The sequence below is a fragment of the Emergencia timonensis genome (genome assembly GCF_900086585.1).
GTDB lineage: Bacteria > Bacillota > Clostridia > Peptostreptococcales > Anaerovoracaceae > Senimuribacter > Senimuribacter timonensis.
In genome coordinates, this window is sequence record NZ_FLKM01000004.1 from 42855 (window position 1) to 55335 (window position 12481).

General features: G+C 43.7%; 8 protein-coding genes and 2 riboswitches. All 8 genes read right to left on the bottom strand.

Going from position 1 to position 12481, the window contains the following annotated elements; genetic code table 11:
• Positions 1-2 precede the first annotated feature (2 nt).
• Complete coding sequence (locus BN6539_RS00170; RefSeq protein WP_067532159.1) at positions 3-1463, bottom strand: DUF4430 domain-containing protein; 1461 nt, start codon at positions 1461-1463, stop codon at positions 3-5.
• Positions 1464-1494: 31 nt separating this feature from the next.
• Complete coding sequence (locus tag BN6539_RS00175; protein ID WP_067532167.1) at positions 1495-6594, bottom strand: InlB B-repeat-containing protein; 5100 nt, start codon at positions 6592-6594, stop codon at positions 1495-1497.
• A gap of 46 nt (positions 6595-6640) precedes the next feature.
• Positions 6641-6952, bottom strand: a complete 312-nt coding sequence (locus BN6539_RS00180) for a DUF2149 domain-containing protein (RefSeq protein WP_082907266.1) — start codon at positions 6950-6952, stop codon at positions 6641-6643.
• Positions 6939-7574 carry a MotA/TolQ/ExbB proton channel family protein gene (locus BN6539_RS00185; RefSeq protein ID WP_067532170.1) on the bottom strand — a complete coding sequence of 212 codons (636 nt, stop codon included), beginning with the start codon at positions 7572-7574 and terminating at the stop codon, positions 6939-6941. The genes BN6539_RS00180 and BN6539_RS00185 overlap by 14 nt, the downstream gene beginning before the upstream one ends.
• A gap of 125 nt (positions 7575-7699) precedes the next feature.
• Complete coding sequence (locus BN6539_RS00190; protein ID WP_197492868.1) at positions 7700-7849, bottom strand: DUF2292 domain-containing protein; 150 nt, start codon at positions 7847-7849, stop codon at positions 7700-7702.
• Between the two features lie 116 nt (positions 7850-7965).
• Positions 7966-8157, bottom strand: a riboswitch (cobalamin riboswitch).
• 114 nt (positions 8158-8271) lie between these two features.
• Positions 8272-9621, bottom strand: coding sequence for a DUF4430 domain-containing protein (locus tag BN6539_RS00195; RefSeq protein ID WP_067532173.1), 1350 nt, complete (start codon positions 9619-9621; stop codon positions 8272-8274).
• 2 nt (positions 9622-9623) lie between these two features.
• On the bottom strand, positions 9624-10916 hold the full coding sequence (locus BN6539_RS00200) for a fibronectin type III domain-containing protein (RefSeq protein WP_067532175.1): 1293 nt from the start codon (positions 10914-10916) through the stop codon (positions 9624-9626).
• Between the two features lie 19 nt (positions 10917-10935).
• Positions 10936-12042 (bottom strand): fibronectin type III domain-containing protein, encoded by a 1107-nt coding sequence (locus tag BN6539_RS00205; protein WP_067532179.1) that lies wholly within the window; start codon positions 12040-12042, stop codon positions 10936-10938.
• 101 nt (positions 12043-12143) lie between these two features.
• A riboswitch (cobalamin riboswitch) is annotated at positions 12144-12338 on the bottom strand.
• Positions 12339-12481 lie beyond the last annotated feature (143 nt).

The window sequence follows — 12481 nt, forward strand, 5'->3', positions numbered from 1 at the left end:
TTTCACCACTCTCTTCCATAATTCTGTAACAATCCATCGGTAGTTTGTGAGGCACTGGCGCCGCCAATATCTTTTCCATAAGCCAAGGTAAACCTGATTCTCACAACATCTCCATTTTCTACATAACTTCTGCCAAAACCGATTGTCGGATAAATATTGTTGATGGAATACATCCAGCCTGCCCCTTGACAAAAGTCAAACTCACCAAGACAATTCAGCGATTCATAATTATGAATGTTATAGGTCAAGCCGTCTTCATCTAGTTTTTTAATCAGCGAACCTGGAATCTTATAGCCTTTGATCATATTTTTTTTCTGTATCTTCGCCAGGTAAAAGTCTTTATCTATGCTGCCGGTAAATTGGTAAGTATAGCCGTTTGCAGTTAAAAACTCATCTATAACGGCGGACAATGGTTTTCCTGACTCCACTTCCATTTTCATTGGCGAAATCAGATACTTTAAGCCGATTGTTCCGGCTTCCAGACTTATGGTAATCCTCGCCTTACCAGATTTATAGTAAATGGTATAGACCTTTGTTACCGTGTACTGATAGGAATCCTTTACTTTAATTCTGACAGTATTTGCGCCTACTTTCAGCTGCACTGAATATGTCTGACGCCCCATCTCTCCTATATAATCAGCATGCTTGCCGTTGACCGTCACTTCCATATTGCTGTAAGACAGCGGTTTTCCTCTGTAATTTGTCACCCAAACATCAAAATTTACAGTCTTGTTGGAATAAGAAGCTTCGTTTTTTAGAGTCGTATTAATGATAGGTCTTTTCTTTTTCGGAGTCGAACCCTCCGGTCTCTTATAGGTAATTTTCTTATTATATGTATGAACTTCTCCCGAGTCGTCTTTATATTTAATTTGAATGATTGTCGTACCCTGGGTACTCAGATATACGGAATAAACACCGTTTATCAGCTTCAGCCAGCTCTCCTTTCCTGCGCCGGTGATAGCTTTGGCATAGATGATCTGATTGGGGTCGTCTATACCGATTTCTTTCATCAAATCTTCTACCGAGAGGCTTTCTTCTACATATGCATCCTCTGGTAAATCTGTATATTCATCGGGGCTTTCCGGTTTATTCGGCTTGCCCCCGTTATTCTCATCGTTATTGTCTTTATCTGGATCGTTATGATCTTTATCATTCTTATCTTTGTCTGTATCTTCCTTCGCGTCACCCTGTTGTGCTTTATTTTCCTCTTGCCCCTTTTGAATTTTTTCTTCCTTTTTTTTCTGTCCCTGCGTTATTTTATTTTCTAAGTTATTATTCTTGCTTTTTTGCTCCAGGTGAATCGTTTCAGAAAGGGAAGATTCAGGGCTGACATCCGCAGCCTGTTCAGCGAGAGCTGGTCGCGGAGCAGTCCTGCCGTGTGTAGTTATTGCAATTACCATCACACCTGAGAAGATGACGATTGCCAATATAATTAAAATATTTCTCAGCATAGACTTCTTCATTCCTCATCTTCCTTTCCTAAAACATCTTTGATTACTGTATTCGTCTTCTTCGCAAAGCACCTAATCCAATGACGCCTGCAACACCAGCTAATATTACAATTGTAACAACTGGATTCGCTTTTACTACATCGGCGATAATTTTGAAAATAGTTACATCTTTCTCATCGTCTTTACCGTCTTTTTGATTAGGAGCGTTGGTAGATTCCAGACTTTCGCCTTGCTCTGGCGTGTCAGTCTTCTGCACGCTAGCTTTACTGTCGTTTGGATTCAGCTGCGCTGTCAGTGATCCGCCAGAAGGGGTTGTATTGCTCCCAGTGCCTGATCCGCTGCCGCCGTGACCGGGGTTCACAGTTCCACCACCCGGTGTATCACCACCGCCTGGCCCATCGCCACCGCCTGGTCCATCGCCACCGCCTGGTCCATCGCCGCCGCCTGGTTCATCGCCACCGCCTGGTTCGTCGCCGCCGCCTGGTTCGATGACAGGGTCCTTTATTTCTGTCTTCTCACATTGAAAGGCAACTGTTACATCTGTTTGATCAGTAGTAAAAGCAAAGCTTTCGCCAGCCTTTACTGCTGGATCTCCGCTGCCTGAAATATTTACCTTTGCCGAGTACACATACTTGTACTTGACACCATTTTCAACTTTGACTTCGTCGTCTTTGGCCACAGCGTGTACCGTCACCGTCGTGTCAAGAGGTACGAACAATTCGTTAGCTGAAGTTGATTTCTTCTGTACGCCTTTTGCAGTAGCTGCAAGAGACGCTGATCCGTATTCTGGATTTTCTATTGAGAGGGAAAGCATGTAATACAGAGGCAGACCTAACTCAGGATACTTTTCCTTTTCATTTTGCGTCCAGTTTTTTTCTGCATCCGCTTTCATCTCGTAGGCTACCTTGCCGCTCTCAAAATCCTCACTTTGCATTTTTTTCGCACCGTTGTCTGCAAATCCATCAGGCGCGCTTAGAGCGTCGTTTTTAAATCCATAATAGGAATTTTTTGCTGCATTGGCCGTTCCCAGCGTACCGCCGCTCAACGCACCTATATTTGTTGCGGTGCTAGGAACACTGATATCGCCATAAGAATAACAATCGGTCAGGCTCCATGCCTGTCCCGCCAGGCCGCCAATGTACTTCGCTCCAATTCCTGTGACTTTAATCGATCCTGTGTTATAGCAATTTTCTAAGGTAACAGCATACGCCTGACTATAAGAATACGGTGCGCCATAAAGGCCGCCGATTCCGCTTGCTTTGTCGCCAGATGACATCACATGAATATCTCCAGTGTTTACACAATCGATGAAGAAAGCTTTTTGTGTAGATACAGAATTTCCTGATCCTAACAATCCGCCTACGGCACAGCCACCGGGTATGCTTTTTATCGTAATGTCCGCATGGTTTTCACAGCCTACAAATTTGCCGTTACCGTAAGCGACAATACCGCCTACGCCGAGGGCGGTCGCACTGCTTCCCTGTCCTGGCGCACCATAAGATATAATTTCTGCGCCTTCCTCAATGATACAATTTAGGGCCGTGACCTCAGCAGGCGTCCCACCGCTTCTTGCTAAAGCCAGCATGCCGCCAACTAATTCATTTCCGCTAATAATACTTCCACTTTCAATTCTGCAATTTACTAATTCAAGATTTGTGAAGCCTCCGTATAGAAAAGCAGAAAAAGTATCGTACATTTTACCCTGAAAACTTACATTCTCAACTCTTACAACACCTTTGCTTCCAGCATACATTGCCAGAGCACAATTTAAATTGTTGCTGCTTTCTACCTGAATCTTCAAGTTTTTTACCGTTGCAACGGTGTCATTTGAACCAGCATTTATAGATCCGAACAATGGCTCTGTCTGATTGTTATTCAGCGTAATCTTGTGTCCATTTCCATCAAAGCTGCCTGCAAAATAGGTAGTTCCCGCATCTCTCCAAGAGTAGGTGCCGATTGGAGTCCAGCCCTGAGGAAGACGGATGTCGTTTGTCAGCTTAAAAAATTTACCGCTGCAATGGTTATTGGTATTCGCGTTGACATAGTCTCTGATTCTCTCCAAAGTTCCCAAGTCAGGAATTTCAATGGCATCTTCCTCCGAATCGCCGTGATTCGTAATCAGTTCTTCAAAGGTATCAGTCTCGTTCCAATTTGCAGTAACTGTCAGGTCAGAGTCTATGTCTGCATTGTCCCAAGGTAAGCCGTTAGATATCCATCCTGCAAATTCATATACGACAGAACCCGCATCATCCTTCTGCGGCAACGGAACATCAGCTACAGCGTCTCCACCTTTTACAATCCTCTGCAGCCTTGTAATTTTCTGCTCATTTACGTTAAAATAGCCGCCATTGGCATCAAAAGTCACAACGTACTCAGGAGGCACATAATCGGGAGTTCCCGGTACACCTGCCCCTTCAGAGAGCCATCCAGCGTATACCCTTACATTGGACGTAAGAGGCTGGGAAAAATCATACAGAATGGTACATTCTTTATCCTGGAACCATCCTCGGAAACTGTAGTTTGGCCGCAATAAATCAGAGCCCGGCAAAGGCAATACAGGATTTCCAGCCCTAATCGTCTGACTTTTCTCACTTAAATCAGCCAGGAATTTTCCGCCGTTTCCATCAAAGATAATGGTAGCATAAGCATCCTCGTCAGTCAGCCAACCTGCATACAGTGTTTTAGACTCCTTTACTAGCGATGTGAAATCATAAGGAATGGTGCACTCCTGATCCTCATACCAACCAGTAAATTCATAATAGCCATTTTGCGGCGCAGCCGGTTTTGTAACTCTTTCGCCTGCTTTTACTGTCTTTGTCACCGATGGCAATCCATCAGCTCCCTCTATTTTAAATAAGCCGCCGCCTGCATCAAAGGTTATTACGCAATCCTGATCAGGATTCTCCGGTAATAGTGTAAAACCAACGTTAACTGTCAAGTCCGCCCCACTATCCGGTGTAGTAAATGCTAAGTTTGAGTCTGCCCCATCACCATGCGTGATGGTTACATCAACGCCGCCGCCATTGCTATTCTTTACGGAATAGGTGTCCAGAGTGTATCCGTCAGCAGGGCTTACAGTGAGAACTAGGTTTGTCCCTTTCGCAATATATAGTTCTCCAGCATCTGCGCCATTGTATGTAATAGCATTCAGCAGACCTTCTGGCATATCCGTATTATCTGCCGCGGCCGTTACTTTATATACCGGTCGATGGGCCTCATCAGCAAAGACTGGATATCCGTTACCCTGTGCCCAAACGCCTTTACGTTCCCCGGAAAGACCACCATCCAATAGATACGCCGCTTTTCCGCTTTCAAAGTCAAGTTTGGCAATTGACTGTGTGTTTGCACCGTCGGCTACACTTGCCGCAGCCTCCATTGTTTCCATTTCCGTTTTAATCGTAGCTGCGCTTACTGATGCTGTTGCAATTTTATAAGTGCCCGTTTCAGACAAATAATAGCTGTCTTCGTTATAACTAAAATTTGCTCCGGAAATTGCGGCAATTTTTTCTTCGGAGGCTCCGATTATCGTTCCCGCACTATAACAACTGATACAGTGCCCATATAACCCGGTTCCACCCGTGCTGTTTCTGCCGGAGATGCCGCCTACGTAGGTATTCGCATTGCCGCTGGCTACGATACCTGCATTATAGCAGTAGCTTACATAAGTGTATTTGGTGCCTGACGCATATTGAAACGATCCATCTACGTAACCTGCCACCCCACCGAGGTAAGTACCTTCGCTGACTACAATTCCTTCATTCCAGCAATACTTTACAGCATAGTTTTTGCTGACGGCTCCTGTCGTCTGACCAAGTACGCCTCCAGTGTAAGTTCCGCTGCCGGTAACAGCGCCTGCGTTATAACAACGTTCAACCCGAAGCGCATCTGCACCCAGCGTACCGATTACACCGCCGGTCGGTGTTTTTCCAGCAGTCTGTGAGACGCTTCCCAAGTTTGCACAGTCAACGATGGTTGCACAAGTTCCGGCGTTACCAATTATTCCGGCAGTATTTGTACCGGAACCCGTAACTGAACCGTCCTCCTCGTTATAACAACTCTGCAAAGTAACGTAACCGGAGTTTGCCTGTCCAACAATGCCAGCCGTAAAATTCTTATTGCTTCCTGTGTTCTCAACAATGCCGCTGTTCTTACAGTTAGACAATTCTGCCGGCGCGGCGGCACTGGAAGATACCATCCCCACAATACCAGCTACATGAGTGCCTGCGCCTTTGACAGTTCCTCGATTCTGGCAATCGTTAAACAACGACTGTGAAGTGACTCTTCCAGCAATGCCTCCAGTGTAGTTATTGCCACCCGTAACAGAGGCTTCATTGTAACATACATTGAACTGTACGCCTGTCGTTGTAGATCCGTCAACAAATCCGACAATTCCACCAGCGTCTGTCCCTGTAGAAGTAACGTCCGCCTGATTTGTTACATACTCAAATACCGCATCGCCTGTAGCGTATCCGCTAATTCCCCCTACATACTGTCTTGCTGACACGCTCCCTGCTACAGTCAGATTTTTTATCACGCCACTGACACCACCAAAGAACCCTTGACATGTTGCAGTTGGATCATTGATGGACAGACCTGTAATTTCCTGTCCATCCCCCTCAAAAGTTCCTGCGAACAAATGATCTTTGTTTCCTATCGGTGTCCATGGCTGGCTTTCCAGATCCAGGGAATTTTTAAGCCGTACCGTTTTGCCTGAAAAATCATTTCCTTTGTTTACAAGCGAAGCCAATGCTTTTAGATCGTCGCTGTTTACTACATCAAAAATGTCTTCGTCTGCATAGACGGTCCCTGCGTTGTCTATGTCCGCTTGTAGATCGCTCACTGTCGTGTTGGCCGACTCTGTCGGCCCACCATTTTCAGGGATTGCGCCATCAGGATCTCCTGATGTATCGTCAGGTGTTTTTCCTTCTGAAGTCTCCCTTCCTGGGAGCAGATTATCATCGTTAGAGCCTTCCTTCAGACCATCTCCACCGCTGATACTATCGTCTGACACAATTTCTTTGTCCCCACCAGCTTTTCCAATCCCATTCTCGCCGCTGTCATCTGCAAATGCAACGAATGAAAACTGTGTCATGACCACCATCATGCATAAGACGATGGCAAGAAGTCTTCGTTTCTTTCTCAAAAATATTCCTCCTTTAAAATATTATTTATATTAATATCCTTAGAAGTTAATTAGATATAATATACATCTCCCCAGTCTCCGGATCCTCGTAAACGGTTCCTTTTGACTTATATTGATCTGTCATTGCTTTCTCCTGTACCGATTCCTTTAGATTGTCTACCTTCTGTAAATCTTCCTTGTCCACTTGCTGAATATTACTGATATCTACTTTCCAGAATGTAATGATAGCAATCATTAACGCGCAGGCAAATACTAGCATCACATCGACCAGATTGGCTACGTTCTCCATCGGATTAATATCCTCTCTGTTGTAGCGGTTTTCTCTCCCGCCGCGCAATCCTTTTCTATTTCCTAACATCAGGCGCAACCTCCTCTAATATACACTCCATAATGGATTCAAGGCTGACCATATAACCGTTGTACCAACGCTTTCTAATGGAGGAAATAACCAAAGCGATACTGGCGCCTAACATTCCAGCAATGGTCGTATCAAAGGCAATTCCAATGGAAGAGGCCAAAGTTGCTGTATCACCCTTTCCTAGGGCAACGATTCCCGGACCTAAAGGAATCAAAGTTCCAAGCAGACCAAACATTGGACCCAATTTTGCTACTAAGTCGGTGATTGAGATTGTTTTTTCATACTTCTCTTGTTCTGTCGCCAGCAATCGTTCTGCTAATGCCTCAAGAGAGGGTCTCGCCATGTCTTTAGAATCAATTAGCTCAAATAGAGCCTGTTTTTGCCGGTTTAATAACATACTGCCTTCTATCGTCTCCCTAATATGTTCTTTGCCGCCATGGTGGATCTTGCGTAAGAGTTTTGGCACATCCTCTTTCATTTTTTTTCGTTCCTTAAATGTTTCCACCAGAATGTCACCGACCTGCCACAGTGCTACAATAATCAATGCAATCAATACGATAAGACACGGCATTAGAATCGTCTGTCCTATCACATGTAACGTTGAACTTAAATATGCTTTCATGTTTCCTCCTCGTCTTTTTCACATCAAAAAAGGTTCCTTATTTAAGACCTCGTTAAAAGTTTTAAATAAGGAACCTCCAGTTTTCTGGTCAGTTCCAGCCTGATATGAAATGGTTTAATCGTGATTTATAGTTTTATACTTTTTTTTACCTCTTCTACCCGTATCGGTTTTCCGTCCGTTATAATCACTCTCACCTCACCGAATTGTAAGTTTCTTACAATCTCGATTAATGCTTTCTCCTGTGAGGAAAGCTTGATTGTCTCCATCTCTGCCATGGAATCTGACCTCCTTTCAAATAGCTAATCATAAATAAAAACAATAAAAAATCGAACTACAAAAATAGCTCGACCGTATTTAGGCTATATAGTCACTTCCTCTGATCCTCCGCCAGAACAAGTATATATTTTATGCATGTCTCCTGACTAATGATTCAGCACCTCTATTTTCCTTCCCGATACTTCAGTGGATAGCGTTTGCTTTAAATAAAGGTTCATCAATTACAGTGGCGGGACCGTGCAGGACTTGCACCTGCTTCCATCTTAGCTCCTTACAAGTAAGAAGAACATAAAATTCATATAAAATTTACATTTTCATTATATTATCGACAAATAAAAATGTCAATACTGAATCAGTAATCACCTTCCGAGTAAAACCTTTTTTCTATGTTTTACCCGGAAGGGAGTATACTGTTATATCATTATTTCGACAGGCTGTTATCGCCTACGTCTTTGCCCAGATCGCAAGTATAAACCCAGACGATCTTATCTCCGTCTTTCAGCGTGTATTCAGAACTTCCATAATTAGGGAAACTTCCATTGACCTTGTACATCCAGCCGCTTAACTTGCCGCCGTCAAACTCGTAGAGATAATTGATGCCCTCTACGTAATAGGAACCGTAAGTCGGCGTATACGACGACTCTACTTGAATATTTTTATTTCTGCATACCCTATTCAGTACATCATAGACTGTGCTGTCTTTTTTAACAGTAACCTTCGTGGTTGGCAGAATGGTTCCGTCTGATGGTACGTAAGCCTCCAGCGCCGGGTCCTCTAACTTTGATAAATCGTTGGCCAACGTGTCACATCTAATTTCTATGGAAACGGAGATTTTTTTCTCTTCCGGAATCGTTGCCGGTGAAGAACCGCCGCCGTTTCCCGTGTTGTTATTCTGATCGGAATCTTTTGAAGGGCCTCTTTCTTTCATTTCTTCAACGTCTTTTTCCGCTTTTTTAATATCCACCGTCTTCTTAGCGTCTTTGTGGATTTTTTTCGTCAGAACGACATAGTCTCCGCCTTCCTCAACAGAAAATGCCGCCTGCTGTGCCTTTAGGTCGATCTTCGCCTTGGATATGAACTCCAATTTGCCCTGCTTTAAATCGACTTTATATGCCCATCCTGTCGTTTTCTTCTCGCTGTAGATAGGAATAGAAACCTTAAGCGTGCATCCAAAGGAGCCTTGCTGGTAGAAAGAGAGCATCTGTCCCTGCAATGACAATTTGCGAAGAATATCATTAATCTGCTCGTAATACGGCCCCTTTTCCTTTGCTGTCAAATTAATTGTCACAGGCTTTTTTACATTTGCACCATCAAGGGTATAGGTCATCTCCTTCTTATCCTTGATCTCAGTCGTATACTCTTTTACTTCTTTTGATGCAGCTAGTTTCTCAACTACAGACTGTTCAACGACATCTCCGTTTTCCGCATTTTTAAATTCTTTTGTCTGGTCTTTCAAAGCTTCATAAGCCTCTTTTTTGTCGTTATACTCGCTGTCCTCAGATTTTGAAATCTGTTCGGCCGACTTAATCTGCTTTTCAAAAGCAAGCAGTGTGTACTGGGCGTACTGGCCTTTTTCATTTCCTGCGTTGTTCCGTTGAGCAGAGAGCAGTTCCTGAGCTGTTTTGATTTGATCCTGCAAAGAATCCGAGTAATCTGCCTTTTCAACGTTCATATCAAGAATCAGGTACACAGCCAGTGCGACGACAATCAGAATTACGGCAATGACGCGCAGCCGTTTGCGCTTCACTTTCTTTTCAAAATCCTTATCCATACTTATTTCACTTTAACCCTTTGCACCGTGCTGTAGCTACCATAAATTTTGTTGCCCTTGACATCTGTTTTGTAAGCTCTTACTTTTACGTAATATGTTTTACCTTTTTTCAAAGATTTTATCGTTTTTACCGTCGACGACTTGGAGGCAGCTATAGTCTTACTGCCGGTGAACTTGCTATTGGCCGCATATCTGATTTGGTACCCCTTTGCCCCGCTAATCTTTTTCCATTTAACCGTTACGGTCTTTGTTTTCGTCGATTTCAGCGAGATAATGACTGCTTTCTTTGGTTTAGAGATGGTCTTTCCGTCCGTCATGTCATATAACGAACGCTTTCCGTCGAGCAATCTGTCATAGGCCACTAACGTGTAATAGCCCTGTTCCGTAGCCATGGAATTGACCTCTGGCTTATATCCTGCTGTACTAGTATTTACATGGCGAAATCCGCCGCTGTTTTCATCGTAATAAGTCAGCAAAGCGTCGAGCACTGATTTTCCATTCCTAATAAAGCGATTGTCTTTGGTTGGATCAATCCCCAGAGCTGTCAGCCCTACGATCACCTGACAATTACTTTCTGCATTTTTCGTTCCCCATGAATCAAAACCGCCGTCAGCTTTCTGCATATCAGAGAGTACGGTCAGCGCTCTGCCTACGGCAGTTTTTACATCGCTTCGGTTCATATAGCCCGCTAAAGCCTGGATGGCCATACCGGTTATATCGCTGTCAGGCTTTTTTCCATCGAGAGAAAATCCGCCGCCTTCAATTTCCTGATCCAAAATTTCTTTGATCAGTAAATCTCTTGTCGTCTGTACTTCCACACTTTTTACGGTTGGAATTTCATACATATCACTGTCTAGCGCAATCAAAGCCCAGATCGGTCCGTTGATACCCTGCCATTTTACATTCTCAAAGTCTGCCAGTTTTTTCAGCAGATTGTAGCCGCCCACATTTCTTGGGTCTTTACCAATCGCGGTTACGGCTAAACACACTCTGGAATACTCTGTATATTTTCTCTTGTCCAGTATGCCCTTACACTTTTTTACTTCTTTGACTAAATTATTGTAATAAGTTTCATATGTAGAATCTTTAACGGCAGCGCCGCCTCTGGCCAGTCCGATGATATACCATTCATCACCATATCCAGGCTGTGACAGCTTTTTTATCATATAGTTCTCCGTTTTACGCATAGCTGTCTTATAAGACGTTCCTGTGCCGCCTGCGCCCCATGAAAAGCATGTCATAGACGACATGACCAAACAGAGGACAACGAGAAGCGATAAAATTTTTCTCTTCATTCTTTCCTACCTCATCTTTCTATTTTGCTTTCGCACTAACGATTTGAGACCATTTCGTATAAACAATTTTCTTGTCCATCATTCTATAGCCTCTCACTTTGTAGTAGTAACGGGTTCCCTTTTTTAAGCTGCTACTGTTCGTATATTTTTTAGCAGTGGTTTTACCAATGCTTCTATATACGCCGTCTTTTTTGACAGATCTATAAATCTGATATCCATCTGCCTTGTAACCTTTTGTCTTCTTCCAGGTCAGCGTTACCTTTCCTTTAGATGCCTTTGACTTTAAATGGGTTATCCTTGTTGCTTTCACACCGGCAGCCACCATGCTGTCCACAGTTATTTTGCAAATGGGCGCAATCAGCGGGGCATCCACATTGACGGCGGGGTTGCCTGCTGTATTCCAATCCGTTGCAGTTGTCGGTACGGTTCCTCTTGCAGAAAGATAATACGTTTTTCCTGCCTGAAAGGTATCTTTATCTAGTTGGATAATCACTTTACCGTCTTGGTCCGTTACTATGCCGTCCAATTTCTGAAATCCGTCTTCTGACACAATTCCCAGTTCTGCATTCGGAATGACCTGGGGATCTGCGTTTTGTGTCATCCCCATAAACCCTTGTAAGCACAGTGTAACAAAGCCTCCTGTGATCCCCGTAATTGCTGTCTTGCCAAAATAGGAAAAGTAGTCGGAGTAATATTTGTCATCTGCATTGACCGAGGCAATGATTCTGTCGCCGTTCTTCACAGGTTCAGATTTCACACCGCTTGTGATGGATAGGTTGTTGATAAAAAACAAAGTGTTGCTGGTTTCGATTCCCCATAGTTTGGAAACAAACTGGTCGCAGAGATATCCGTCCGGTTTATACTCCTCATGAAAAGCTTCCATGACAGCATCGATGGTCGTCATTCCATCAGCTGTCTTTACCTTCACTGGGACCTCAGCCATGACCTTACCGTCAGCCACTGCAATGTCTCCTTTTACGCTCATGGTAACGTAAATCGTTGCCGTTTTTTCGGCAGCCCCGTACGAGTCCTCTCTATTGAGGCCTACAAGGCTCATACAAGTAAACAGCATAAAGCCGATTAATACTACTGATGTAATGTGTTTGATCAGTTGGTTTGTTTTCATTCTCTTCCTCCTTAAGCAGCTCAAAAATAATAAAAAGAGCTGTGGTATTCCACAGCCCGTATTTACTGACATTAAAAAAGCTCCCACCGGTTTCCGCGCCGATAGAAGTTCTGTTCTATGCAGGTCTCCTGGCTTACGGGTCAGCGTTCGTTGTTATCCTTCCCGATATGATATCAGTGGATGGCACAGCCTTAACAAGAACTCTCCGTTTACAGTGGCGGGACCGCGCAGGACTTAAACCTGCTTCCCTCTTAGCTTCCCTCTTTGCGGGAAGAACATAGAACACGAAGTATTCAATTTATTCTATTATATTTCAAAAAATACCGCCTGTCAATCTAACGATATTTAGATTTTCTAGTACTCTTTACAAATCTCCGCTCATCTTTCTTTGACTATAAAAACTTAGGTCAAATAGAGAAAAGCTCCTTTGATAACACAA

Bases quoted from the DNA above. Each gene is read 5' to 3' on its own strand.
- BN6539_RS00180 (WP_082907266.1), bottom strand. From the start codon at position 6,952: ATGTTAGGAAATAGAAAAGGATTGCGCGGCGGGAGAGAAAACCGCTAC.
- BN6539_RS00185 (WP_067532170.1), bottom strand. From the start codon at position 7,574: ATGAAAGCATATTTAAGTTCAACGTTACATGTGATAGGACAGACGATT.
- BN6539_RS00205 (WP_067532179.1), bottom strand. From the start codon at position 12,042: ATGAAAACAAACCAACTGATCAAACACATTACATCAGTAGTATTAATC.
- BN6539_RS00195 (WP_067532173.1), bottom strand. From the start codon at position 9,621: ATGGATAAGGATTTTGAAAAGAAAGTGAAGCGCAAACGGCTGCGCGTC.
- BN6539_RS00190 (WP_197492868.1), bottom strand. From the start codon at position 7,849: ATGGCAGAGATGGAGACAATCAAGCTTTCCTCACAGGAGAAAGCATTA.
- BN6539_RS00170 (WP_067532159.1), bottom strand. From the start codon at position 1,463: ATGAAGAAGTCTATGCTGAGAAATATTTTAATTATATTGGCAATCGTC.
- BN6539_RS00200 (WP_067532175.1), bottom strand. From the start codon at position 10,916: ATGAAGAGAAAAATTTTATCGCTTCTCGTTGTCCTCTGTTTGGTCATG.